The organism is Mangrovibacter sp. MFB070, assembly GCF_000705335.1.
Classification (GTDB): domain Bacteria; phylum Pseudomonadota; class Gammaproteobacteria; order Enterobacterales; family Enterobacteriaceae; genus Mangrovibacter; species Mangrovibacter plantisponsor.
Window position 1 is genome coordinate 1 of sequence record NZ_JJMI01000035.1, and the last position, 26,526, is coordinate 26,526.

A 26,526-nucleotide genomic window follows, 5' to 3' on the forward strand; every position below is an offset into this window, starting at 1 on the left:
ACGTCCTGGCTGCTGCCGTTGATCGTCGCCGTCACTACCGTGGCACCGGAGGTGGTGTTGGTCAGGGTGACCGTGGCAACACCGCTGGCGTCGGTATCCGCACTGGGCGGGATGGTGGCACCGTTACCGGCACTGAAGGTGACCGCCACACCCGGAACCGGGTTGCCGGAGGCATCGGTTACCGTCGCTTTCACCGCATTGGTGTCCTCACCATCGGCTTTGGCATCGTTGTCGGTCACAACCAGTGCGCCGTCGATAATTTCGGCGGTGGTGTCATCCGGCACAAAAGTGGTGGTGACGTTCTGGCTGCTGCCGTTGATCGTCGCCGTCACTACTGTGGCACCGGCTTTGGTGTTGGTCAGCGTCACTGTGGCAACACCGCTGGCGTCTGTGTTCGCACTGGGCGTGATGGTGGCACCGTTACTGGCACTGAAGGTGACTGTGACATTCGGCACCAGGTTGCCCGAGGCATCGGTTACCGTCGCTTTCACTGCGTTGGTGTCCACGCCATCGGCTTTCGCACCGTTGTCAGTCACGACCAGCGCACCGCTGATAATTTCTGCCGTGGTGTCATCCGGTACAAAGGTGGACACTTTCGCCGAAGTGGTACTCCCGTTCACCCGGGCAGTCACATGGTTATCACCGGCAACGGTACTGGTGAACGACACACTTGCCACACCAGAAGCGTTAGTGTCCTGAGATTGTGGTGTAGGGCCAGCCGCACCATCAGTTACCGTAAAGGTGACCGTTGCGCCAGGCACCGGGTTACCGGAAGCGTCTTTTACGGTAGCACTCGCGGTATTCGCCTCGCTCCCGTTAGCTTTCGCACCACTGGTCACGGTGAAATCGCTGTCGGCGATGGTAGCCGTGCCGCCATCAGGCACAAAGGACGAGGTTTTGGCGGCTGTCGTATTACCGTTCACACTGGCAGTAACCTGGTTATCGCCAGCAACTGTACTGACTAACGCGCCACTTACCACACCCGAACTATTGGTTGGGAATGTTTGTGTCGCAGGCGTCGCTGCGCCGCTCGTCACACTAAAGGTGACATCAACACCAGGCACAACGTTGCCATTGGCATCTTTCACTATGGCATTCAGGGCGTTGGAGTCGGCGTTATTCGCCAGTGCGCCACTGGCCACGGTGAAGTCGGTATCAGTAATTGCTGCCGTGGTGTCATCGGGCAGAAAGGTGGTGGTGACGTCCTGGCTGCTGCTGTTTATCGATGCCGTCACTACCGTGGCACCGGATTTAGTGTTGGTCAGGGTCACTGTGGCAACACCGCTGGCGTCGGTATCCGCACTGGGCGGAATGGTGGCACCGTTACTGGCACTGAAGGTGACCGTCATACCCGGCACCGGGTTGCCTGAGGCATCGGTTACTGTCGCTTTCACCGCATTGGTGTCTGAACCATCCGCTACAGCGTTATCGCCAGTGACAACCAGTGCACCATCGATAATTTCGGCCGTGGTGTCATCAGCCTTAAAGGTGGTAGTGACATTCTGGCTGCTGCTGTTTATTGATGCAGTCACTACCGTGGCGCCAGATTTGGTGTTGGTCAGGGTAACCGTGGCAACACCGCTGGCGTCTGTATCTGCACTGGGTTGAATACTGCCACCGCTATCCGCACCAAAGGTAACCGTCAGACCCGGTACCGGGTTACCTGATGCATCGGTTACTGTGGCTTTCACCTGGTTAGTGGCTGTGCCGTTCGCAACTGCATTATCGCGGGTGACAACCAGTGCACCATCGATGATTTCTGCAGTGGTGTCATCCGGCACAAAGGTGGTGGTGACATTCTGGCTGCTGCCGTTAATCGTCGCAGTAACCACTGAGGCTCCGGCGGCCGTATTGGTCAGCGTCACTGTGGCAACACCACTGGCATCGGTATCCGCACTGGGCGGGATGGCCGCGCCGTTATTGGCACTGAAATTCACTGTAACACCGGGCACCAGGTTACCAGAGGCATCAGTGACTGTCGCTTTCACTTCATTGGTGTCTGTACCGTCTGCTTTGGCGCCATCTTTTGTCACGACTAATGCGCCGCTGACAATGACAGCAGTGGTGTCATCGGGCACAAAGGTGGTGGTGACATCCTGGCTGCTGCTGTTTATAGAGGCAGTCACTACCGTGGCACCAGACAGCGTGTTGGACAGCGTGACTGTGGCAACACCGCTGGCATCGGTATCCGCACTGGGCGGGATAGTGGCGCCGTTACTGGCACTGAAGGTGACCGTCATACCCGGAACCGGGTTGCCTGAAGCATCCGTTACCGTCGCCTGTACCTCGTTGGTTGCCGAACCATCCGCTTTTGCGTTATCGCGGGTAACAGACAGCGCCCCGTCGATGATTTCTGCGGTGGTGTCATCCGGTACAAAGGTAGTGGTGACATTCTGGCTGCTGCCGTTTATCGATGCCGTCACCACCGTGGCTCCGGCTGTCGTGTTGGTCAGCGTCACTGTGGCCACACCACTGGCGTCTGTATCCGCACTGGCAGGAATCGTGGCGCCGTTATCCGCACCAAAATTCACGGTTACATTCGGCACCGGGTTGCCTGAAGCATCGGTTACAGTCGCTTTTACTTCGTTAGTGGCGGTGCCATTCGCTACTGCGTTATCCCGGGTAACAACCAGCGCCCCGTCGGTAATTTCTGCGGTCGTGTCATCGGCTTTAAAAGTGGTGGTGACATTCTGGCTGCTGCTGTTTATCGATGCAGTTACCACTGTGGCACCAGATGCCGTGTTAGTCAGGGTCACAGACGCCTCGCCGCTGGCGTTAGTGTCGGCAGTTGCCGGGATACTGGCTCCGTGGTCGGCACTGAAACTCACCGTTACACCTGAAACCGGGTTGCCTGAAGCATCCGTTACTGTCGCTTTTACTTCATTACTTGCTGTGCCATCCGCGGCGGCATTGTCCCGGGTGATAACCAGCGCACCATCAGCAATTTCCGCTGTGGTTTCATCGGGTACGAATGTGGTACTCACGGACTGGCTGCTGCCATTGATACTCGCGCTCACCGATGTTGCACCTGCTTTTGTGTTGGTGAGCGTTGTGCTGGCTTCACCACTATTATTAGTGGTTGCTGTAGCCTGTATGGTCGCGCCGTTATCGGCACTGAAATTTACCGTAACGCCGGGCACCAGGTTACCGGAAGCATCGGTCACGGTGGCTTTCACCGCATTGGTATCGGCACCATTGGCCTTCGCGTTATCCTTCGTCACCACCAGGGCTCCGGGGAGGATCTCTGCTGTACCAAGGTCAGGCTTGAAGGTGGTGTCGGCACTGTCGCTGCTGCCATTCACTGTCGCTGTTACCGTTGCCACACCAGACTCATCGTTAGTCAGTCCGGTTTCTGCCGTACCTGTATCATCGGTTACTGCTGTAGCGCTGGTGACAACGGCTCCGTGGTTTGCTGTAAACGTAACTGCAACACCAGGTACCGGGTTTTCAAAGGTATCAACTACCGTCGCGGCAACAATATTCTGCTCACTGCCATCAGCAACGGCATTATTGTGAACCACTTCGAGCCCGCCATCGGCCAGGGTAGCTGTTGTGCTGTCAGCTTCGAATGACACACTGCCAGACTTGTAGTTACCGTTAACCAGTGTTGCCGTCACAGTACCGTCATTAGCGGCTTTACTGCGCAGGCGTACTGAAGCCTGCCCCAAACTATTGGTGTTCACGGTCAGGGCATGATCATTGCTTTGACCACCAGACGTAAACAAGGTACCGCCAGGCTGGCCATCCAGCATAACCAGGCCATCCACCTCAAACGTTACCGGTTGAGCAACCAGAGGGGCATTCTGTTCATTCCGCACATTCGCAACAATGGTGAAGTAATCCGCGTTATTCGCCGGTTGTTTTGCTGACGGAGAGATATCCAGTGAAGTAATAATATTTTGAGAAGGTGTTACCTTAAGGGTCGATTTGGCGGTATTGGAACGGTTGTCGTTGTTATCAATCGCCACTGCGGAGATAGTGTAACTTTGCGGTGCTGCGCTACGGTTGTTGTAGACGTAAGCAGGCATGGTCACTTCGATATCTGTCATCGACACTTCGCGGAATGAACCGCCATTGGCGATAAAGTCAGATGACGCTGTCCATTCCACATCTTTCACACCATATTTTGCCCGCGAGACAGTCAGGGAAAGCGGCACTGTTTCTGCTGCTTCTGCGGACACCTCCACTGGCAGCGCAATACGGATTAAATCCTGCTTGCGGTATTGCATAACGATGTCGTAATTACGGTCAACAATGTCATAGCGGCTGCCCATCAGACTCCGTTGCATATCAACATAAGCCGGGTCAATTTGCTGGCGCCATGGCGTACCCAGGCGATAGGTCACATCCATAGAGAGGCGGGTGTCCTGTTCATCGCCAGTTGCACGTTCGCCTTTGATAGTCAGCAAAGGTACCGGGGTATAACTCACCCCAAATGTGACTGCTGAAGGGTCATCTTTCAGGTCATCCGGAGTGGTACCGGTACCTAAATCTATCCCGTCACCATAATATTTTTCATATTTGATACTGGCGCCCAGTTGTGGGTAAGCGGGCAAGTAGCCTTCCGCACGGATATCAAAACCATTTGCCGGTCGTTCATCATAATCCTGCATGCTGTCCAGTACGGACTGATGCCAGTTGGTCAGCCTGAAATAACCGTTCATGCCTAATTTCAGGTAATCAGTCCAGGCTTCACCACCAACCCCAAGCCTGGCGTTATGGCCGGTGTTGTCATAATCATAAAATGTGTTAACGCCGTACATCCAGTCGTTGACATACCACCGATACCCCATCCCCACATTATATGTGTGGCGGTCATCGTTATCGTGCAATCCAATCTGGGTGAAGAATAAATTGTTCTGGTCTTCATATACCGGTAACAGAAAATCACCAGAGATCTTCTGGTCAAAACCCAGCGAAATCTTCGCGGTTCCCCATTGATTTAACCAGTCGTTAATCTGCTGGTTAATCATCCCCTCTCCCATACTGCGGGCATAATCAAGGGATGCCTGAGATGCATCTTCATTTGACAGCATCTCACCGGCCTGTACGGCGGTAGAAGCCCAGAAATTGCTTTGCGCGTCACCCGACTGCTGGTTTTCCTTTTGCTCAGAATGAGTTGCGTCGCTTTCGGGCGCGGCAGTGCTATTTTGAGTATCACTGCCTAATGCGGGTAAGCCCGTAGGAGAAGAAGATAAAGATGGAGGCGAAGAGAAACTTTCACCAGCGGTGGGCGCAGACCAAAAAGATGCTGCTTCATGATTTGTTTCACTGCCCGCAGGGGTTGCGGGGGAACGGGCACCTTCATTATCCGGGACAGATAATTCGGCTTCAGTGGGCGGTTGTTGTGGACTGCCCCGGCCATCTATCAGTGAATCAAGCCCCTGAATCGTATTATCCATCCAGGCATCATTTGCCTCGTACTCAGCAGCCCGGGCAACTGATACCGTTGTGAATAGCAACGGCATTATGATTTGGAATATTAACAATCCCCAGGCTGTTATTCTCATTCCTTTTGGAGGAATATAATTTTTCATAGAAAATAACCATAGAAAACCCGTCACAAGCTTGCGCAAAGCAAAACTGTGCGAGAAAAACGAAAGACATGAGAAAAAATCAGGTAACATTCAACAGCAGATTAATTCCCTCATTGAATATTCAGAAGCCCTGCAAATTCATATTAAAAGGCGCCGCAGATACTCCCCTTCAATCTGCACCCAAGTAAAATACTCACTTGCTATTTTGCCATTTTTACCAAAGCCATCGATATGGTTCATCCCGTACCCTTAATAAAAAACCAGGCTTACCTGAAGTGCTGCCGCAAGTAAGGCATGATTAAATTAACCCACATTCTTGTTAACACGTTATCTGCGAACTTTGCGCACATGAAGAGACACACCAAATATATTCAAGGCGATGCTAATTATGATCTATACAGAAATGGATAATTAAATAAAATCATATTTCGCATTACCTTGCCATTAACTTACACCAAATAACTCAACAGAGATAACCAGCAAAAAGTTCTTTCCTCACTTGCAAAGGAAATGTCACAGCAAATAGATATCAGGCATATGAGCACCTGCCGGAATTAATACCAGCGAGTATTGCTATTACCATAACCCGGTAGCCATTGAATACAGAACCAGAACTGTTCTGCCGATTCCATGGTGATACCACCCCCAAAACAGGGAGCACACTGCCTATTGAGGTAGTTCGCTAATTTTATTCCGAATCAATTTATAGGCTGAATACTGAACCCGTGAGCATAGCGTATGCAACTTCATTTCAAGTGCTCTGCGATACATTTCCCGGGCATCTTTATCCATAATATTTTTGTTGCGGTTGAAAAAATCATATCCGTCGCCAATTATGGTGTATTCATCAGCATACTGGTCGTAATCTTTATCATGATTTTTTTTGATTAGATTAAGGTAGTCAATACATAAACTATTTGAAGAGTTGGTTGTCTTACCATCCGTTAGTGCGGTATTGCCCGCGGGGGGAATTGAATTTGCATCGGCTATTGCCGCATTTTGTAACGCGTTTGCATCAACCGCCTGCACATTGCTCTGCTCATGGTTTGAACAGGCATTGAGAAAAGAAAACATTGCCAGAAAAATAATTCGCTTCAATACCTGGCTAAACATTTTATGCATCCTTATCAACATTTTTTACTGAGCTTGTGTGTAACAACCTGGCACTACTGTCACCTGTAAACATACAGGCGGTACGATGCATCCCACGGAAAACTGCCACCGTAAAACGGTGTTCATTTAACAACCAACACATCCCATGACTTTATTAAAAAACCATGGGATGAGTAAATCACCATCTAGAAATTAAATCATATCCAGATCTTTAATTTTTTCTCTAATCAATGAATATCCTGAGTAGCGAACCTTGGAACAAAGTGTGTTTAACTTCATATCCAGTGTCATGGTATAAATATCACGAGCATCTTTATCCATGATATTTTTATTTGTATTCAAGAAACGGTAGCCATCACCAATTTTACTGTACACTTTCGAATAGCTGATATAATTCCTTTCATGCTCATCTTTAATAAAGTTAAAGTGATCAACACAAACATTTCCCGTGGATGCAATAGTTACTCCTTGCAGCAGTGATTCTCTCCTTGCAGCATATTTTTCAGAGTTTGTTTTTTGAGCATCAGTTCCTGAACTAACTTGCCCGGTTTGAGAACCAGGCGCACATGCAGAGATAAATAATGCAGAAGCCAGGATAGTAATTTTTTGCTGTGAAATAAACCTCATTGCCGACAGATCCCTATAAATTGGTTAATAACAATTAAACCCTTATTTGAATGCCGGGAGAAAGTAATATATCAATGACTTAATGGCAACACCCGTTACAGCACAACTCACCACAAACATTGGGTGAAACGAGTAATCAAGCGAATTATGATTTCTAATCATAAGCAAAGTCATTATAAATAATTATTAAAAAGTGGGTTAATTCTCCAGGTCACGGGTAAATAATATACGTCCCTTCTCCATGGATACCCATAACAATGCCGTCATCCCCTCACTTCTGGCAACGTGCCATAGCCCTGGATACTCACCCCACCATGCCAGCAGAAACCATCCTGATAATCTACTTACCGCTGTAACGGTTAAAACAGTGGCTATGAGGTACAACAGGCACAAGCGCCAGTATAGCAAGACCTCTGCCCACCATTACCATAAGTAAAACCCTTAAAAAATACATTAAAGTCAATTGGTTAATAACATTTAAGCTACAAGGCAAATTTTGACACATGTCCATAACCGTACTAGCATTATTGATATTAACTGCCATCCGCTGGAGTCAGGTGATGAAAACCAGCAACACAATAAATACAGATATATCAAAAGGAAGTATCTGGTTTTCACTACTAAATGTTATTTTCTGCGTGTGGCTTATTATCCGTGGCTCCTATGATTTAACCGATAACTACGTTTATCAGCGACTAACTGTGTTGTATATAACTATTATCACGCTGTCTTTTTCTATTTTGGCAATATTTTATCTGGCTCATAAAAAAGAGCACCCTGCGTTATTTTATTCGTTCCATACTGTGATTTTCTTGATGGGTCTGCTTTGGGCAGTCATTATCTATATACTACTAAATTATTTCAATGACACTATTATATCGCTAAATTTAAGCATTATAACGTTGTTACCCGCAACCATTGCCTTTTATACCATGCCCATTGCACTGATCCTTTTCTCGGCTCCGATTTTTTTTATTCTTATTTTTTCTGAGTTTTTCTTGCGTGATTTTTTCACCGGTTTGCAGTTAACGGGGGGCGTGATTATTTTGTTTGTGGTTACTACTGCATACTACATTCTTGCTGAATGGTACGAGCGTGCCACTAAGAGTGAACGAGAGAATCAAACACTGATTAAGACGTTAAAAAAAACCTCCGATTACGACAGCCTTACCGGCCTGAAGAACAGGCGCAGCATGCATAGTTGCTTTGAAAGCATCAAGAACAGAATTCCTGCCGACATCTTCATTTATGCATTTGTTATCGATATTGATTTTTTCAAACAATACAATGACACTCTGGGCCACATTGCCGGTGATAAGTGCCTGGTAAAGGTTGCTTCGTGCATCAAGAATGCAGTACGAAAAGACACCGATAACGTGTTCCGCTTTGGTGGTGAAGAGTTTGTAATCCTGGCCACAGGTAATGCAGATTTTGACCCTTATGAACTGGCAGACAGGATCCAGTCCACACTGAAACTGATGGCATTACCACACCCTTCTTCAGCAGTGTCCGACTATGTCACTGTAAGCATTGGTGGCGCCAAAGGGCATGATCAACTCAGTTTTGATTCATTAATTCAGCAAGCAGATATCGCGCTTTATCAGGCCAAGGAAGGCGGCAGAAACAGGGCTGAAATCATCACCAATAATAAACCGTAATATCAATAAGTTATATGATTTGGATAGAGACACCTTGAAGAAGAGTGACCACCGAGCATAGCGCCTTATCACCTGGAACCTGGTCTGTACTTAATCATTTATCCTTTTCACACACAATAAAAAAACCCGACCGAAGCCGGGCCATCACAAACAGGGATGTGCGATAAATACAATCATAAAACAGTTAGGTAATAACGTAATTATAGTACCAACCACGTTTCACCGTGAAAAACAACATACATTCATAACCCCTATGTAATAATAACATCAGCCACCCAGGCTGATTAATTATGCACAACATTAATAATGAATATTAAATTTAATATTTTTAACATATATTTTTTAATGTATAGAATTAATTTTGTAGCCTCCACACTGCCGTTCTCTTATTTTCATATAAACACGGCATATATTTTCAAAAAAAATTGATTATCCATACAAAGTTAAAAGGATATACAGAATGAAAAGAAAAGTACTGGCACTTGTCGTTCCGGCCTTACTGGCAGCTGGTGCGGCACAATCCGCTGAAGTTTATAATAAAGATGGCAGCAAGCTGGACCTGTACGGCAAAGTAGATGGCCTGCACTATTTTTCTGATAATTCAGGGGATGATGGCGACCAGTCTTATATCCGTTTTGGTTTCAAAGGGGAAACACAAATCACCGACCAGTTAGTGGGATACGGGCAATGGGAATACCAGGTGCAGGCCAACCAGGCTGAAGGCGATAATGATTCCTGGACCCGTGTTGGTTTTGCCGGGGTGAGACTGGGTGAATTCGGCTCTATCGATTACGGGCGAAACTATGGCGTGCTGTATGACGTTGAGGCCTGGACAGATGTTCTGCCTGAGTTCGGTGGCGATAGCTACACTCACTCAGATAACTTTATGACCCAGCGTGCAAACGGTGTACTGACCTACCGTAATACTGATTTTTTTGGCCTGGTAAGCGGCCTGAACTTTGCTTTGCAGTACCAGGGTAAAAATGAAGATCAGGATGGTGAACACACCGGGCATTCAATGGCCAATGGTAATGGCGATGGTTTTGGTATTTCATCCACCTATGATGTCGGTATGGGGTTCAGTGTGGGGGCAGCCTACAGTGCCTCTGACCGCACTAATGATCAGGTTCATTTTACCACCGCCGAAGGGGATAAAGCCGAAGCCTGGACTATTGGCGCCAAATACGATGCCAACAATCTTTACCTGGCAGCAATGTATTCACAAACCCGCAATATGACACCTTACGGAAGCAATGAGCAAAACGTGGCAAATAAGACGAAAAACTTCGAAATTACTGCGCAGTACCAGTTTGATTTCGGGCTGCGCCCGTCAGTATCTTACCTGTCTTCACGTGGGGATGACTTAGGTTACTATGGTGACCAGGATCTGGTAAAATATATTGACCTGGGTGCCACCTATTACCTGAATAAAAACTTTTCAACTTATGTAGACTACAAAATAAACCTGCTTGACGATGGGGATTTCTATCGTGACAGCGATATATCCACAGATAACATTGTCGCTTTGGGCGTGGTTTACGAGTTTTAATTATTGTTGACAACCACACGCAGCATATAAACGTTAGTAAAAAAGGGAGCCCAACCGGCTCCTTTTTTTATCGCAATATTTTTCGCAATTAACGTTGCTGAAGAGGATTTGCGGTGCCGGGTGCCTCCCGGTGAGCCAGTACAGCCACCTGGCTCGCGCGCAATACGCATACGACACTTTGCATTGAAACTGTAACGCCCCTCCGCTCAGGGGGATTCACCGCAAAAGAGTAACAACAGTGCCAGGATTATTGTGCTGCGCGCCCTATCATACCGCCGGCACCAGCACCAACAGCAGCACCCCGCAGCACGCCGTGGCCAGTTGCCACAGCTGCACCAGCGCCAACCGCAGCACCCACAGCCCCACCGGTGCGCGCTGCTTTCCCTTTTTTACCATGTTCAGTCATTGCGCCTACACCACCGCCAACAAGGGCTCCTTTCACTGCAGAGCCTGCACTTTTCCCGGTCATTGCACCTACAGCCGCACCAGCAACGGCGCCGCCAGTTGTTTTATCCATTGCTGCGGCATTTACTGCTATTAATGTACCGGCCAAAACAGCTAAACCGCGTAGTATGCTTTTTCGCATTATTGTATTCCTGCCTTTGAAATTTATTTACCAGCCTCGGGTATAACAAGCCTGCGTGGCAATCCGCGCTAATCTAATGAATATTGCTTCCGCGACAACAGATGATTATTCACAACAATAATTATTTAAATTCACTTACAGCAAACAGATGGGAGGCAGCGAAATCATATTAATAAAATAGCATAAAAAAACCCCGGGAGAACCGGGGTTGTAAATATATACAATCATTGAAAAAATAAGTTAAACACGATCTACACAGCATTATTACTATAACCAGAGCATAATAAATACCCTATGGACTAATTTTAATATCAATTTTTTATTTTATTCATATCACTACCTCGCTCACGCAAACACACCATCAGAGTGGGTAGGGTAAACACGCCATTTTCTGGCGAGTGCATAACTATATTAGTTATGAATTTATATCAGATTAAGCATGATAAATCATAATTTGTTTTATAATCAATGACACGCATATTATTGGTGCAGGGGAACTCATATTCACCCTGTAATCATCATTATTTATTTTTCTCAATTGTATTTCTTACCACCTCCCCCATTCATGGGGGATTTTTTTCACAAAAAACGTTATTAACAATAATAAATTTCATTCTGAATATTTTTCATTAAACATTTCAGGCGCGATTTGTTCTACTGTTTGTGTGAAGCAAGTCTGCTGTCTTGAGTATTACAATAAAGAATTATCCGTTTCCCCTGCCAGGCCGGCAGGGGTCTTTTAGTGAACATTTTATTCCAGTAACCAGAGTGACCGGACAACTAAGTTCATGCTACTGAACTTCACGCTGCCGGGTTTTAACTCACTGCGCTGTTAAATACACCTGACCGGATGAACACTGAAGATGATACAAACAGGGGTATACAAAGGCTACCAACTCCATTTCAAAGCAGGACGAAATGATTACTGTGGTATTTTCAAAAGTATATTATCACTCAATGCCAGGCTGGTGGAAACTTATAAATGTTCAAGGCACACCCGGGTTTCACTCATTGAAATCGACAAAAAACTGTATGTGATCAAAATTTATTCTCCCCAAAGAAAACGCGTGGAAAAATTTATCAAATCGCTCTTCAGGGGCAGTTACAATGAAAACCTTATCAGGAAAATAGACAGCGCACACGATAATGGATGCATGATCCCTAACGACTTCTTTTTGCTGGCTGAAAAGAAAATCTTAAGCTTCCCCTATCTTTCCATTATGTTACTGGAGTTTATTCCAGGCGATAATGCAAGCCAGCCAAACAACATGCCCGCCATGCTCAGTCAAAAAATCATTTCTGCGGTTACTACAATGCACTCACAAGGCATTATTTCTGGCGACCCACATAAAGGCAATTTTATTATTACAGCCAAGGGTGGCATCAGGGCCATTGATCTGCCCGGGAAAGCCTGTAATGCTAAAAACATTGCCAAAGACTTCACCCTAATGAAGAAGATTTATGGCTTGCATGAGTGAAACTCACCCTCTGGTACATCTTGTTCATAAAAAGCTGTTAAACTGCTCAAACCCCCTCAGTAAATGTTTATTAATAATTACGTATAAAGCCCTTGCCACCCGGTTTAATAAGAAGCATTTTCCTTCACCACATTACTTTCAATACATTTAGTCATGATAAAGGGTACATTGCTACTATTTTATATGCGGGATACTCTTCATACATGCAGAGACGCTATTCAGGTTCTGCATATCACTGCGAATCATCATTTTTGTTCAATTCTGAAATTCCTGTCTTCCCCCCACTATCCCCGGGGGGATTTTTTTATTCTCCCGGTAAATATTTGTTACCTGAATCTTCCAGCAAAGCAATGAAAACGGTTTATCATCTGTAACTCAGGTGCGTAGCGCCAGCCGGGTGATACCCATTGCTCCGGTGTTATCACCAGCCTGGCAAAGCACACATCAGCAACAGCATGAATACAGTTACCAGGTGTGAAGTAGATCAAAGGCCGGACAATCGCCCCTACACAGCGATTGATATTTGCCACAAATCAGGGGATAACGACCCGGGGCTCAGGGCTGCACCAGTGGAATCAGGCAAGAAAACAGCAACACCGACCGCAATGGGCAAGAACAGAGAATGTGAACGTAAATCCAGTCTGGCGGGTACTGAATGATAAAGGTGAACTTTATTTATACACCGGTAAATTACAGTATGACGGTTTCCTGACGGGTTGTCTTAGCGGGACATTTGTCACTGAAAAAAAGCAGGGTAAGTGTTTGAATACTGGCGGAGAGAGAGGGATTTGAACCCTCGGAGGGGTTACCCCCTCAACGGTTTTCGAGACCGTCCCGTTCAGCCGCTCCGGCACCTCTCCGCGTCAACGGTTGCCATGATGCACCGGTTTTTGGCATTTTAACAGTCCCCAGTCTCCGCTTTACGTTTAACTGACGAGATTGCGAGCAAATAACGATGATTAAATGGCCATGGCAAGAAAGCGATACATCACAGGTACTTTCTCCCGTGTGGAAAAACGCACTGGCAATCCCGGTACTTGCACCATTGGATCCGCAAGAGCAGCAAAAACTGGTGCGCCTGGCCAGCCGCTTTTTACAGCATAAGCGCCTGGTGCCTTTGCAGGGGCTTGAATTAAGCGAAGAAAATAGTGCCCGCATCGCCCTGCTGTTTTGCCTGCCAGTACTTGAACTGGGCTTTGAGTGGCTGGATGGCTTCCATGAAGTACTTATCTACCCGGATCCTTTCGTTGTCGATGATGAATGGATAGATGACTTTGGCCTGGTTCACCACCAACATATTGTGCAGTCTGGCCAGAGCTGGCAACAGGGGCCGGTAGTTCTGAACTGGCTCGATGTGCAGGATTCTTTTGATGCCTCCGGCTTTAACCTTATTTTTCATGAAGTGGCACACAAACTGGATGGCCGGAATAATGGCGTAACCAACGGTGTGCCAATGATTGCGTTACGTGACGTCGCTGGCTGGGAGCATGACCTGAACGCCGCAATGGCAACAATCCAGGAAGAAATTGATTTGGTGGGCGAAAGTGCAGCCAGTATTGATGCCTGGGCGGCCGCAGACCCTGCTGAGTGTTTTGCTGTTCTAACTGAGTACTTTTTCAGCGCGCCAGACCTATTTGCTACCCGGTTTCCGTCACTTTGGCAGCGTTTTTGCCAGTTTTACCGCCAGGACCCGCAAATGCGGCTTAAAACGGGTGGCGAGCCCCTGTATCCCGTGCAATAAACACCCGAAATGGCCGTTAATTCACCAATTGAATCAGCATGTTAACCAGGGTGTTGACACATAACTACAGGCTCAGTATTATTCGCCCCGTTCACACGATTCCTCTGTAGTTCAGTCGGTAGAACGGCGGACTGTTAATCCGTATGTCACTGGTTCGAGTCCAGTCAGAGGAGCCAAATTCTTGTTTTTATGCCGCTTTGCGAATCCTTATGTGATGCTGATTCAATAAGTTAGCGTGAAAAGTCTTCCCGATGCATTTTCAGTTTACCCTCCGCATCGGGAGAATTTGGTGGTCAGATTTGGGGTCAAGTTGGTTCGATGACGGAGTGACCCCCAAATGTCTCTTAACGACTCAAAAATCCGCAACTTAAAACCATCCGTAAAACCCTTCAAAGTTTCCGATTCTCACGGTTTGTACCTTTTAGTTAATCCAGGCGGTTCACGTCTCTGGTATCTCAAATATCGCATCAATAGAAAAGAGTCCCGGCTCGGCTTAGGTGCCTATCCCGACGTATCTTTAGCCGACGCTCGTCAGCAACGTGACGGAATCCGCAAATTGCTGGCGCAGAATATCAATCCAGCGCAACAACGTTCTGCTGAAAGAACCACTCATTCACCCGAAAAAACCTTCAAACATGTGGCACTGGACTGGCATTAAAGCAACCGAACATGGTCAGAAAACCATGCCGCCCGTCTGCTTGCCAGCATGAACAATCATATCTTTCCGATAATTGGACAACTGCCAGTCACAGAACTGAAAACCCGCCATTTCATCGACCTGCTGAAAGGGATTGAGAAAAAAGGTCTGCTGGAAGTGGCGGCACGCACTCGGCAGCATATGTACAATATCATGCGTCATGCCGCGCATCAGGAGTTGATAGAGCATAATCCGGCGGCCAATCTGGACGGTATAATCGCCCCGCCCGTTAAACACCACTACCCAGCCATTCCGCTGGAGAAACTACCGGAACTATTGACTCGCATTGAGGACTACAAGCAAGGGCGAGAATTGACTAGTTTGGCGGTATCTCTCACCCTGCACTTATTCATTCGTTCCAGCGAACTACGTTTCGCCCGTTGGTCTGAGATCGATTTCAGAAACAAAATCTGGACCATTCCTGCCACTCGTGAGGCCATCCCCGGAGTGCGTTATTCTGGGCGTGGCGCGAAAATGCGCACTCCACATATCGTCCCCCTCTCTCGTCAGTCCATCGCTATCCTGAAACAGATACGAGATATATCCGGGCATCAGGAACTGATATTTCCCGGTGACCATAATCCATGTAAGCCGATGTGCGAAAACACAGTCAACAAGGCGCTGCGCTTGATGGGTTATGACACAAAAGATGAAATCTGCGGCCCCCTCAGTGTCAGGATAGTTGTCACCCCCTCTGAAAAATCATCCTGAGGGCGATGGAGTGACAAATGAAACGTATTTCACCGGAGCGTAAGGCTGCAACACTGGCGAAATTACTTCCCCCTTACAACATGACCGTGGCTGCTGTTGCACAGATGGAAGGAATATCCGAAGCTACCCTGTATAACTGGCGTAATCAGGCTAAAGCAGAGGGGAAACCGGTGCCGGGTAACAGTAAAAACAGCGAACAGTGGTCAACAGAGGCGCGTTTTGCCGCGCTCGTCGAAACAGCCACACTCAGCGAGGCTGAAATCGCAGAATACTGCCGTAAAAAGGGGCTTTATCCTGAGCAGCTTATTCAGTGGAAACAGGGCTTTATACAGACTGAGGCTCCCGCCGATAAAGCGGCCCTGAAGCAAAGCCAGAAAGAGAATAAGGCACTGAAAAAAGAGCTGGTCCGTAAGGAAAAAGCCCTTGCGGAGGCGGCGGCCATACTGGTGCTGCGAAAAAAGCTCACGGACTATTACGGGGAAACGGACGGGGAAGACTGACGCCTGCTGATGAGCGGAAGCGGTTCATCCAGTGGATTAATGAAGCCGTGGTCTCCGGTGCAAGACGTGCCGTCGCCTGCCGTGAAGTGAACATCAGTCTGCGTACCTGGCGGCGGTGGCAACACGCTTCCTGTGACGGCAGACCCGAAGCAGTACGGCCAGTGCCCTCTAATCGCCTGAGTGTGAATGAAGAAGCACAGATAAGGGATATCTGCCATCAGCCGGAATACGCGAGCCTGCCGCCATCCCAAATCGTGCCACAACTGGCCGATAAAGGCCTTTATCTGGCGAGCGAATCCACCTTTTACCGGGTGCTTCGCCGTTATGGCGAAGTCCACCGGCGGGGACGCCAGTCACGGCCACAACGGGTTCCGGCACCGACGACATTCACCGCCAGTGCCCCCTGCCAGGTGTGGTCATGGGACATCACCTGGTTACCCTCGGTGGTGCGTGGCCACTGGTTTATCTGTATATGATAACCGACCTGTACAGCCGGAAAATCACGGGTTACGAAGTGCATGAAACAGAAAGTGGCGAACAGGCCGCGGCGTTAATGCAGCGCAGCGTAATGCGTGAGGGATGCTGGCGTCAGCCACTGGTGCTGCATGCGGATAACGGGGCCGCAATGAAATCACAGACCCTGCAGATGAAACTGTATGAACTGAATATCACCACGTCACACAGCAGGCCACGGGTGAGTAACGATAACGCGTATGCAGAATCGCTGTTCCGGACGCTGAAATATGTGCCACAGTGGCCGTCGTCGGGGTTCAGAACGCTGAGTGAAGCGCGTCAGTGGGTGGAAAAATTTACCCACTGGTATAACGAAGAGCACCGTCACAGTGGGATACGATATGTGACGCCGGGGCAGCGTCACCGTGGAGAAGATAATGCCCTGTTGAAGCAGCGTGATGACCTGTACCGTATGGCCCAGAAAGCACATCCTGAGCGGTGGTCAGGCAGAACGAGAAACTGGCAGCCGGAAGGCCCAGTAACGCTGAATCCTGAGCGGGAAAAACAGGCAGCCTAAATCAACCCAGGGTGCCAACTACCTTGACACTTACCGGGGGCGGGCGGCAAAGAGCCCGCTCATAACTTTAGGTGTATTGGCTCAGACTTGATCTGGCCGTGTTCTTTATTAGAACACGATTCAGCATGACAGTCGGCAACGAGCGAATAGCGGAAGCTCACTCATGGTTGAAATACTAACATTGTCATGTTGGGAGCAAGTCAGTTAGGTCGCCAAAGTGACCATAGTGAACGATTAGAATCAATTATACATTTAATGTTCAATGCCTATCCGAAGCTTCGCTATTTCAAAAGAAAATATAAATCCAAACGTTGCTAGCAAAGCCATGCATTTGGCTTTTTCATCTTCGCAATTGTTTAAGCATGCATGCATGTCAGGTCGTCTTTTCTTAACATAAGAATCCACTTGCTTAAATGTACTATAACCAAATATAGGCTGCGTGATATCGTGAGCTAGTGAATTTCGGATACTTTTTATTTCGTTTAGAGGCTGTATCAGCAAACGATACTCCTCAATGCTTTCATCTTCTTCTGGTTCATACATCTTCAAGAAGTCTTTGAAGATATCTATTTTTTCACCAAGCATTCTACTGTCAATGGACTCATCAATAACTGCTAAAAGGTTTATCATTTTGTGCTCAACAAGTAGCACGATTGTGAAGAACATACCTATAATCTGGTAGTAATCTTCTCCTTTATTTCTAGCCCATTCATTGCCTTGCTCTGTGAGCTCAATAAGGCGCTGGCTATTTTCTTCAGGAGCGCCTGGGGCCCTGTACTCAATTTTTTTGTATTGTCTTACTGGTTTCTTTCTTTTGAAATAACCAAATTTATTCAGGAATCTTTCCAATTGTCCCCCTATCATATTTTATGTTTTTTCAAGATCAACAGAATGCCGTATACGACCCTAGCCGCGACAGAAACCTTTGATAGGTGTCAAAGCGCTTTTTCGAATACGACGTTTCTCAAGAAAAAACGATATGCGGGCTAAAGGATTTGAGAGTAAGGTATCGTTTTGCCGATATTCTGTCTACCAACGAGTTTGGGCCGATTCTGACTTAGTGAACGGCGGTGACCTGCTCCCCGCAGATTAATGCATCTCTATGTTAGCAACGTCCGCTCCTGGCACTGAGCGGACTTTGGTCCGCGAAATGTCCGCTGTGAGCGAGGAGCGGTCAGATCGCAATCTTGCACCACAATCTGGTACGAGTCAGGCAAGCATTTGGGGTGAAAGCCTGTCCTGCGTGAGATTCTAACCAAGCATTGTGTTATGTTTAACAACTGGAGTAGGCTACAAAATCAATTAATTAAGGATCTTGAGATGACTATAGCCGCAGCTTGGGTAAGAACTTTAAGAAATTGCAAAGAATTGATTGTAGTATCAGATAGTAGATTAAATGGTGGTATGAAAATGGATTGTGGGCAGAAGATAATAACTCTGCCTCGTTCAGATGCTTTCATATGTTTCGCAGGTGATACTAGTTGGGCATATCCTTTGATGCATCAAGTGGCATCAGCAATTGATATATATGATCGTTGCTCCTCACGAGCCCAAGATATTAAAGAACTCAAAACCCATATTCTTAAAATTTTTGAACGGCTGAGAGAGCAAATTCACGATGCCATAGGTGACATGGATATACCCGATGCAAAATTCATATTCGGGGGATATTCATGGATAAGAAAAAAATTCATGATTTGGCACATCACCTATCAAAAGAGTACCAACTCTTTTCGTGCGGATCCTGCACGTGAAATATATGGATCACCTGTTGTATTTACTGGTGATGAAGAACATGTAATTAAAGCTAATGCTATGCTTCGTGAAAAATTAAAATCAAGAGGAAAGCTGGATAATTTAGAAAAAGGCATAAAAAATACTGTTAAATTTGAATGGGAACCATTTGAAGTTATTCGAGACATGCTTTACAAAGTTAATGAAAGTTCTTATGAATTCAAAAACTCATCAATTGGAGGTGCGCCCCAAATCCTAAAAATCTATGAACATTTATCAAGTCAAAAACTTGGTGTTCTGTGGATGAACAGGATGGATAGTGAACCGAGCATATATTTATCGGGCCGAAGGCTTACTAATTATGGTCCGCGAGATATGTGGATACTAGACCCTGAAAAACTGATAACGTACAATCCATTGAAAAGTAATTCCGATAAGGAGGTGATTAATCAATTTATTTAATTTTCCGGGTGTTGAATTATACTTTATTAAAAATGGAATTATTATATTTGCATTTTTAATTTTTATGATGGTTGTAAACAAAACTGTTAAGCATTGTGAAGAGAACGGGGCAATGAAAAGAAGCCGAGCTGTATTTCGTAGCCCCATCTCCTGACCAATATTTTGAAATCAGGATATTTCGATAGCTAAAACTCGTACAGGTACGTCTTTGGTGTTTTGTGCTGAGCGACTAAGATCAAAATCGGCAACAGGAATTTTTTTAATATCCTCGCAGCTTGTAAGTGTTAGTTTTACCCCTTGCTCAAAAAACAGTTCTTTCTCATGCCCTGTATCTATATCTTCACTGTTAAAGAAAAAACCTTTTGCACGTGGTTCACTAACCCGAAGTACAAATAGATCAATTGCATTATTACGATATGCCCTACCATGCCACTGTGGAACTCCCATCGCGATATTGGGACATAATGTTGTTGATAATGGCCGAGTGGTTTCAAACATAACGCCTTTTTTATATTCAGCGGGCCACTTTCCGCCATGAAATAGATATTGACCTGGCATCACCGGCCTACCACTTAAGCGAATTGCTTCTGATACTGCCTTTAGATCACAGCAATAAGTATCTCCCTGATATTCTGCAATCGGCTTAGGTGTAGTTTCTGGCATGTAAGACAACCACGAAGGGTGTTGCTTTATAGCGTCTTCGATATGGAAAGTTAATCCTTGGTCTGTACCCACAGTTTTGGCGGCATGAACTGCTGCCTGATATGGGGATGTCAAACAGCAGTTCATGTAACTGTGTGTATGGAGTTCCAAACAGGTCAATAAGAGGTAAGATCATAATCTTCAAATCCCATTTTTTGGCTAAGTCGGTCTCCTAGTTCTCTACTTTTAAATATTATTTTCAGTAAGACCTAAAAAGAGAATGGTAGTCGCGATGGATGCCCATGCCCATGCAGTTTGGTATCTGTAACGGGTCGTTTAATCTGTATCTCTGACCTGTTCCCGATTGATTACTCCTGGCACGAAGAGGACCGCCTGAACCGCCGAAGAGGACGGCTTGTTAACGCATTAACATATTAATCTACGGGGAGCAGGTCACGTGAAGCATCCAAAATCTAAAATAAAAAACACCCAAAGGAGCTTTTTATGTTCCAAATATCCCACCATTTTCATCAAACGTCGCCAACAATTCATGAACTCTCATGACTTCATCAAGAATGGGTTGAACATTATGTCTTTCCCCCAATATTTGATAAATTCCATTATTTAGATAGTAGGCTCTGAAGATATGATGCGGCACATCTGTTTCTTCTGGTTTGTCCAAGATTAGACTTGGAAAGATATGTCCTACAATTCCAACTTCAAGATACATATCCAGTCGTTCATCAAAGTGCTCTATTGCATTTCTAAGTTTCTTATCATGCAAAGGGCTGCTTTCTGTCACATCAAAAATCTGCCTCAGATACTCAGCACGATTCTTATGTAAAACCTTCTCACCTTTCCCACCAATCATTGATGGAAAGAAATAGCGAGCTATAGCAGCACTATGATTGATGAAGTTTTGTAGACAGCGGTAAGTGTCAAGGTAGTTGGCACCCTGGGTTGATTTAGGCTGCCTGTTTTTCCCGCTCAGGATTCAGCGTTACTGGGCCTTCCGGCTGCCAGTTTCTCGTTCTGCCTGACCACCGCTCAGGATGTGCTTTCTGGGCCATACGGTACAGGTCATCACGCTGCTTCAACAGGGCATTATCTTCTCCACGGTGACGCTGCCCTGGGGTCACATATCGTATCCCACTGTGACGGTGCTCTTCGTTGTACCAGTGGGTAAATTTTTCCACCCACTGACGCGCTTCACTCAGCGTTCTGAACCCCGACGACGGCCACTGTGGCACATATTTCAGCGTCCGGAACAGCGATTCTGCATACGCGTTATCGTTACTCACCCGTGGCCTGCTGTGTGACGGCGTGATATTCAGTTCATACAGTTTCATCTGCAGGGTCTGTGATTTCATGGCGGCCCCGTTGTAAGCATCCCTGCAAAACGGCCCATTCACTTTTAGAGATCTTCCGACATACTGATTATGTCCTTCTGAGGAGATCACCATGCGTAAAGCCCGATTTACTGAACACCAGATCATTGCCGTGCTGAAGTCCGTCGAAGCCGGACGTACCGTTAAGGATGTCTGCCGTGAAGCCGGTATCTCTGAAGCCAGCTATTACAACTGGAAAGCAAAGTTTGGCGGTATGGAAGCGTCTGATATCAAGAAGATGAAAGACCTGGAAGATGAAAACCGGCGCCTCAAACAGATGTTTGCCGATCTCAGCCTTGAATGCCGGGCACTGAAAGACGTTATCGAAAAAAAGCTTTAAAACCAGCGATAAAGCGGGAGCTCGTCAGCTATCTGACGGCACAATTTGCCATGAGCATCCGCCAGGCCTGCAGGACGTTATCGCTGAGCAGGACGGTCTATGTTTACCAGCCCGATACCCGGCGTGATGAACCGGTGATTCAGGTGCTGACTGAGCTGGCGGAGCGCTACCCGCGGTATGGTTTTAAGAAGCTGTTTCAGTTGCTGCGCAGGCAGGGTAACGCCTGGAACCATAAACGCGTTCACCGGATTTACTGCCTGCTGAAACTGAATTTTCGCCGTAAGGGAAAACAGCGCCTTCCGGTGCGTAATCCGGCTCCGCTGGCGACGCCAGAGGCGATGAACCAGAGCTGGTCCATCGATTTTATGCACGACGCGCTGGTCTGCGGCAGACGCTTCCGGACCTTCAATGTGGTGGATGATTTTAACCGTGAAGCTCTGGCGACAGAAATCGATTTGAATATCCCGGCTCAGCGAGTCGTCAGGGTGCTGGACAGGATCGTGGTAAACCGCGGCTACCCGCTGAAGATGCGGATGGACAACGGACCGGAACTGGTCTCACTGGCGCTGGCACAATGGGCTGAAGAACATGGCGTGCAGCTCGAATTTATCAAGCCGGGTAAGCCAACACAAAACGCTTTTATCGAACGGTTCAACCGGACATACCGGACAGAAATTCTGGATTTTTACCTGTTCAGAACACTGAATGAAGCACGGGAAATTACAGAGCGCTGGCTGATGGAATATAACAACGAGCGGCCTCATGAATCCCTGAACAACCTGACGCCGGAAGAGTACCGGCTGATGGCTGAAAAACCGGAACTCTCAAAAAGTGCGTGGAACTAAAACGGGTGTGCTTACACCTTCAGGCAGTGGCCTTGTTTCCCTGCGTTTACCCTGATAAAAAAGTTTATTTGCATCTGTTATGAATTGAGAGTCAACTACGCAGGAGGGGCGGTACTGAATGATTAGAATAAATCATAAGAATGCCTTTTAAATTTTAAGTGAAATTGTAATATTGAAGTTTGTTATAGAAACGAAATGGTATTTTTCTGTAATTTTATTTTTATAAGGATGGCTGATTCAGTACTTAATCACTTTGTGAACGATGAATCAACTGATTGATTTAACAAACAAAATAAACTTATTCAGGAAAAAGCATGAAGCTTGCTACAGTTCGTTTATGTGGTTTTCAGTCGTTTGGTAAGGAACCAATTGAACTGAACCTTGAAGATATTACATATATCATTGGCCCTAATGGTTCCGGTAAGACCGCAGTACTTCAGGCGTTATGCCGACTCTTTGCATTTGACCCCACGCTAAGGCGAGTTCAGCGTTCAGATTTCCACATCCCTTTTGACGAGGAGGAGGTCCCCTCTGAACGCCATTTGTGGATTGAGGCAGATTTTCTATTTCCCGAACTAGCACAGGATGAGGACAACAGTACCGTAGCACCTCATTTTAGTCATATGCGTTTAGACGAGCCAGAAGGTGTTCCACGTATTCGTTTCCGCCTTATTGCAACTATGGGGCTGGATGGCGACATTGATGAAGGTCTGGTATATGTCCTAGATATTGATGCTGATGGCTCTCCTCTTAGTGTGGCTCAGGTCCCCAGAGCTGAGCGTAATCATATACAGGTACATTATCTGCCAGCCAGACGCGATCCCGCTGACCATATAACTTATGGTGCGAACGCGTTGCTCGGGCGTTTACTTCGCGCTGTCCGTTGGGATGCTGAGCGAGTTACGATTAAAGGACTGACCGACCAAATAAGCGAAAGCCTTGCATCAAATCCTTCAGTCAATGCTTTCAGTGAGAGTTTAAAAACAACATGGGCAGCGCTGCATAAAGGTAAGTTTTTTGCTGATCCTAAAATTACTTTTGTTGCATCAGAAATTGAATCGCTGTTGAGGCATTTATCGGTTTCATTTACTCCGGGGCACGATGGATCATTTGTCGATTTCTCCCGGTTGAGCGATGGCCAAAAGTCAATGCTTTACCTTTCACTTGTATTATCATCTCAAGCGATAGGCAGAGCTGTTCTTGCTGATGAAGATAAATCCTTTGACCCCGATAAATTACGTCCACCGGTCTTCACATTGGTAGCCCTAGAGGAGCCAGAAAACAGTCTTTCTCCACATTATCTGGGACGTATTGTCAACTCTTTGAATACCATGACGAAAAATGTAGATGCGCAAGCTCTCATTGCAACGCATGCACCCACAATGCTGCGCCGGGTTGCTCCTGAATTGATACGTTATCTGCGATTGAATGAGTCACGAAAGACGCAGGTCACTTCTATCAAATTGCCAGATAAAACTGATGAGGCGCACAAATTTGTCCGGGAAGGAGTCCAAGCATTTCCTGAAATCTATTTTTCACGCCTGGTAGTGCTTGGCGAAGGTGATAGTGAAGAGATTGTATTGCCTCGTTTACTTCAGGCCAAAGGCGCGCCCGTTGATGAGTCAGCCATCACAATAGCGCCGTTGGGGGGACGACATGTTAATCATTTCTGGCGTTTACTTGCAGCATTGAAGATCCCCTATTTTACATTGCTTGATCTTGATGTAGGCCGCTATGCGGCAGGATGGGGACGAATAAAGTACGTTAATGACCAGTTTGCCATTCATGAACCGCTTAAAACGCTTCCCGATGATCACCTCATTCCAGACTGGAATGATGAAACACATAAGATTCGGAACTTTGCGAATTATTTGGACGTACTCGAAGAGCGTGGCGTGTTTTTCTCCTACCCGATGGATTTAGATTTTTCAATGTTACTTGCTTATCCTGAAGCTTATGACGTTGATAAAGAAGAACCTGATGAGGCAATCATTAAAGCCGTTCTCGGGAAAAGCCATCATGATTCATCTCAGTATAATAAAGACGAACTAGCACTCTTTGGCACCTATCACCAACGCTTTAAGCTTGGAAGTAAACCCGCAGCACACATAGAGGCGTTAACTCAGCTAACAGATGCTGAACTACTTGATGACATGCCGCACGCATTAGACAAGCTGGCAGAGGCCGTTATTGCCAAACTCGCGGAGCAGCCCGAATGATTACTGTTGAAGAGTGGCAACCCGCTGATGGATTGACGCTAGAACCAAATGCAAAACTAGCAGCAAAAGCGCGTAAGCGTTGCCTAGCACTTACTGCCGGACCGGGGGCGGGCAAAACGGAAATGCTAGCGCAACGAGCTGACTTCCTTTTGCGCACAGGAACATGCCGATATCCCAAGAGAATTCTGGCCATCTCATTTAAGGTAGATGCCAGCAGAAACCTAAAGAAACGTGTTGAACGCAGATGTGGAATGGATTTAGCCTCACGCTTTGACAGCTATACCTTTCATGCATTTGCCAAACGGATCATCGATCGCTTCAGACCTATTCTTTCGGGAGAATATGCCCTAGATGCTGGTTACACCATTGTAGAGGAAAAAAAAGGGCCGTCTCGCACTGAAATAGAATTCAGCGATCTTGTTCCGCTAGCCATTCAGATATTGAAAAGATCAAAAATTGCCCGCAATGCAATTCGACAAACATATAGTGATATTTTTCTTGATGAATTTCAGGATTGCACAAACTTACAATATGACTTAGTGAAACTAGCTTTTCAAGGGACAACAATTCGCCTAACTGCTGTTGGTGATACAAAGCAGAAAATTATGGCCTGGGCAGGTGCTTTGGACGGTATTTTTCAGAACTTTGTTCAAGATTTTAATGCCGTGCCACTAAATATGTATCGCAATTTTCGCTCTAAACCCCAATTGTTGCGGGTTCAAAATGAAATTATTCGTAAGTTAGACCCTGCATCAGTAATGCCTGACGAACAATTGAAAGGAAATGAAGGTGAGGTGTATGCATGGAGGTTCGACGACAGCCGAATTGAAGCCTGCTCTCTAGCTGATTTGATCAGTGGCTGGATAAATAACGAGGGGATTCCGCCAGCAGAAATTGCAGTTCTGGTTTCTAAACAGTTAGATTTATACGCTGACCACCTGATGGCAGAGTTACAAGCACGCGGAATCCCTTACCGGAACGAACAGCAATTGCAAGATATCTCGGTCGAGCCAGCCGCTTGTTTAGTGGTCGATTATTTATCTTGTCTTTATGGCCAGAGAGAACCTGAAGCATGGATACGACTGATGAATCAATTAGTACCTTTTGCTGATGAAGAAGCCCAGGCAAGTGCACGTAAAGACCTTGATCAGTTGATAAGAAATCAGCGTAGAAAAGTATCAGAAGCCAAAAAAACGGATTCTCCATTTTCCGGTATGTGGGTTTTTGTTGGGGGTTTCCTGAAGCATATTGGCATGCAAACGCTGGTAGCGTTATCACCTGATTATGAATCTCAAGAACGCCTGAAGCAAGTTATCCGCGATACCAGAGCAAGAATCGAGAATTTAATGGGAGGCGAATCAGACTTATCGGGCGCATTAAAACGGTTTTCGAATGACCAGTCTGTCCGTATTCTGACTATCCATAAAAGTAAAGGATTGGAATTTGACTCGGTTGTAATGATGGCAATCGAAAATGAGATTTTTTTTGGTAACGAAGCTGAGAATCGCTGCGCATTTTTCGTCGGTGTTTCTCGCGCAAAGAGACGTCTGGTTTTAACTCATGCCGATAAGCGAGAACAGCCTGTTGACGCCAAGCGGTGGAAAGTTGTTAGGACGGCGCAATCTGAGTATTTTAGTTACGTCGTCCCATTCGTCACGTAGAAATAAGA

16 protein-coding genes, 2 tRNA genes and 3 pseudogenes are annotated in these 26,526 nt (G+C 46.5%); 12 read left to right on the forward strand and 9 right to left on the reverse strand.

From position 1 onward, the window contains the following. The 3 genes from DT73_RS16945 to DT73_RS16955 all read right to left on the reverse strand — a co-directional run. Positions 1 to 5,402: Ig-like domain-containing protein (locus DT73_RS16945; RefSeq protein ID WP_200874799.1), on the reverse strand; the 5,402-nt coding region annotated here is incomplete at its 3' end. An 801-nt stretch (positions 5,403 to 6,203) separates the two neighbouring features. Next, positions 6,204 to 6,650, reverse strand: a complete 447-nt coding sequence (locus DT73_RS25195; protein WP_051691431.1) for a hypothetical protein — start codon at positions 6,648 to 6,650, stop codon at positions 6,204 to 6,206. 192 nt (positions 6,651 to 6,842) lie between these two features. Continuing rightward, positions 6,843 to 7,277 carry a hypothetical protein gene (locus tag DT73_RS16955; protein WP_051691432.1) on the reverse strand — a complete coding sequence of 145 codons (435 nt, stop codon included), beginning with the start codon at positions 7,275 to 7,277 and terminating at the stop codon, positions 6,843 to 6,845. Between the two features lie 560 nt (positions 7,278 to 7,837). On the opposite strand from DT73_RS16955, the gene DT73_RS16960 reads away from it, so the two are divergent. After that, entirely contained in the window at positions 7,838 to 8,935 is a 1,098-nt protein-coding gene (locus tag DT73_RS16960) for a GGDEF domain-containing protein (protein ID WP_036112045.1), read from the forward strand. Positions 8,936 to 9,395: 460 nt separating this feature from the next. After that, complete coding sequence (gene ompC / locus DT73_RS16965) at positions 9,396 to 10,484, forward strand: porin OmpC (protein WP_036112048.1); 1,089 nt, start codon at positions 9,396 to 9,398, stop codon at positions 10,482 to 10,484. A 247-nt stretch (positions 10,485 to 10,731) separates the two neighbouring features. Here ompC and DT73_RS16970 read toward each other — a convergent pair whose 3' ends face one another. Then, positions 10,732 to 11,070 (reverse strand): hypothetical protein, encoded by a 339-nt coding sequence (locus tag DT73_RS16970; RefSeq protein WP_036112051.1) that lies wholly within the window; start codon positions 11,068 to 11,070, stop codon positions 10,732 to 10,734. Between the two features lie 863 nt (positions 11,071 to 11,933). Between DT73_RS16970 and DT73_RS16975 the strand changes: the two genes are divergently transcribed. Together DT73_RS16975 and DT73_RS26255 are read left to right on the forward strand one after the other, a co-directional pair. Further along, positions 11,934 to 12,548, forward strand: a complete 615-nt coding sequence (locus DT73_RS16975; RefSeq protein ID WP_036112055.1) for a lipopolysaccharide core heptose(II) kinase RfaY — start codon at positions 11,934 to 11,936, stop codon at positions 12,546 to 12,548. Between the two features lie 455 nt (positions 12,549 to 13,003). Beyond that, positions 13,004 to 13,207 carry a hypothetical protein gene (locus tag DT73_RS26255; protein WP_152552541.1) on the forward strand — a complete coding sequence of 68 codons (204 nt, stop codon included), beginning with the start codon at positions 13,004 to 13,006 and terminating at the stop codon, positions 13,205 to 13,207. A 111-nt stretch (positions 13,208 to 13,318) separates the two neighbouring features. Here DT73_RS26255 and DT73_RS16980 read toward each other — a convergent pair. Then, positions 13,319 to 13,408, reverse strand: a tRNA-Ser gene (locus DT73_RS16980). 95 nt (positions 13,409 to 13,503) lie between these two features. Between DT73_RS16980 and mtfA the strand changes: the two genes are divergently transcribed. From mtfA to DT73_RS25885, 4 genes and pseudogenes are all read left to right on the forward strand, one after another. Next, positions 13,504 to 14,289 carry a DgsA anti-repressor MtfA gene (gene mtfA / locus DT73_RS16985; protein ID WP_036112058.1) on the forward strand — a complete coding sequence of 262 codons (786 nt, stop codon included), beginning with the start codon at positions 13,504 to 13,506 and terminating at the stop codon, positions 14,287 to 14,289. Between the two features lie 100 nt (positions 14,290 to 14,389). After that, positions 14,390 to 14,465 (forward strand) — tRNA-Asn (locus DT73_RS16990). A gap of 161 nt (positions 14,466 to 14,626) precedes the next feature. Continuing rightward, a pseudogene (locus DT73_RS16995) lies at positions 14,627 to 15,649 on the forward strand (tyrosine-type recombinase/integrase); the annotation flags it as partial. Between the two features lie 65 nt (positions 15,650 to 15,714). Continuing rightward, positions 15,715 to 17,227 (forward strand): annotated as a pseudogene (locus DT73_RS25885) (IS3 family transposase). Positions 17,228 to 17,479: 252 nt separating this feature from the next. Here DT73_RS25885 and DT73_RS17010 read toward each other — a convergent pair. Then, entirely contained in the window at positions 17,480 to 18,076 is a 597-nt protein-coding gene (locus DT73_RS17010; protein ID WP_036112524.1) for a hypothetical protein, read from the reverse strand. A 471-nt stretch (positions 18,077 to 18,547) separates the two neighbouring features. Here DT73_RS17010 and DT73_RS25890 point away from each other — a divergent pair, with 471 nt between their 5' ends. After that, entirely contained in the window at positions 18,548 to 19,423 is an 876-nt protein-coding gene (locus DT73_RS25890) for a hypothetical protein (protein WP_084172319.1), read from the forward strand. Positions 19,424 to 19,591: 168 nt separating this feature from the next. Here DT73_RS25890 and DT73_RS26800 read toward each other — a convergent pair whose 3' ends face one another. From DT73_RS26800 to DT73_RS17035, 3 genes and pseudogenes are all read right to left on the reverse strand, one after another. Then, complete coding sequence (locus DT73_RS26800; protein ID WP_235234527.1) at positions 19,592 to 20,200, reverse strand: hypothetical protein; 609 nt, start codon at positions 20,198 to 20,200, stop codon at positions 19,592 to 19,594. A 367-nt stretch (positions 20,201 to 20,567) separates the two neighbouring features. Beyond that, positions 20,568 to 20,867 carry a hypothetical protein gene (locus tag DT73_RS17030; RefSeq protein ID WP_200874800.1) on the reverse strand — a complete coding sequence of 100 codons (300 nt, stop codon included), beginning with the start codon at positions 20,865 to 20,867 and terminating at the stop codon, positions 20,568 to 20,570. Positions 20,868 to 21,030: 163 nt separating this feature from the next. Further along, positions 21,031 to 21,450: pseudogene (locus DT73_RS17035) on the reverse strand (transposase); the annotation flags it as partial. Positions 21,451 to 21,526: 76 nt separating this feature from the next. On the opposite strand from DT73_RS17035, the gene DT73_RS17045 reads away from it, so the two are divergent. The 3 genes from DT73_RS17045 (at position 21,527) to DT73_RS17055 (ending at position 26,518) form a co-directional block, all read left to right on the forward strand. Further along, a protein-coding gene (locus DT73_RS17045; protein WP_152552542.1) for an IS3 family transposase occupies positions 21,527 to 22,638 on the forward strand; the annotation gives its coding sequence in 2 pieces (ribosomal slippage) (positions 21,527 to 21,788 and positions 21,788 to 22,638; 1,113 coding nt in all). 314 nt (positions 22,639 to 22,952) lie between these two features. Continuing rightward, a complete protein-coding gene (locus DT73_RS17050; protein ID WP_036112068.1) occupies positions 22,953 to 24,857 on the forward strand; it encodes an ATP-dependent endonuclease in 1,905 nt (634 codons plus the stop codon). Then, positions 24,854 to 26,518, forward strand: a complete 1,665-nt coding sequence (locus DT73_RS17055) for a UvrD-helicase domain-containing protein (protein ID WP_036112074.1) — start codon at positions 24,854 to 24,856, stop codon at positions 26,516 to 26,518. Before DT73_RS17050 ends, DT73_RS17055 begins: the two co-directional genes overlap by 4 nt. The last annotated feature ends 8 nt before the right edge of the window (positions 26,519 to 26,526 follow it).

Bases quoted from the DNA above. Each gene is read 5' to 3' on its own strand.
- DT73_RS17050 (WP_036112068.1), top strand. From the start codon at position 22,953: ATGAAGCTTGCTACAGTTCGTTTATGTGGTTTTCAGTCGTTTGGTAAG.
- ompC (WP_036112048.1), top strand. From the start codon at position 9,396: ATGAAAAGAAAAGTACTGGCACTTGTCGTTCCGGCCTTACTGGCAGCT.
- DT73_RS17055 (WP_036112074.1), top strand. From the start codon at position 24,854: ATGATTACTGTTGAAGAGTGGCAACCCGCTGATGGATTGACGCTAGAA.
- DT73_RS25890 (WP_084172319.1), top strand. From the start codon at position 18,548: ATGACTATAGCCGCAGCTTGGGTAAGAACTTTAAGAAATTGCAAAGAA.
- DT73_RS26255 (WP_152552541.1), top strand. From the start codon at position 13,004: ATGAATACAGTTACCAGGTGTGAAGTAGATCAAAGGCCGGACAATCGC.
- mtfA (WP_036112058.1), top strand. From the start codon at position 13,504: ATGATTAAATGGCCATGGCAAGAAAGCGATACATCACAGGTACTTTCT.
- DT73_RS25195 (WP_051691431.1), bottom strand. From the start codon at position 6,650: ATGTTTAGCCAGGTATTGAAGCGAATTATTTTTCTGGCAATGTTTTCT.
- DT73_RS16960 (WP_036112045.1), top strand. From the start codon at position 7,838: ATGAAAACCAGCAACACAATAAATACAGATATATCAAAAGGAAGTATC.
- DT73_RS16955 (WP_051691432.1), bottom strand. From the start codon at position 7,277: ATGAGGTTTATTTCACAGCAAAAAATTACTATCCTGGCTTCTGCATTA.
- DT73_RS16970 (WP_036112051.1), bottom strand. From the start codon at position 11,070: ATGCGAAAAAGCATACTACGCGGTTTAGCTGTTTTGGCCGGTACATTA.
- DT73_RS16975 (WP_036112055.1), top strand. From the start codon at position 11,934: ATGATACAAACAGGGGTATACAAAGGCTACCAACTCCATTTCAAAGCA.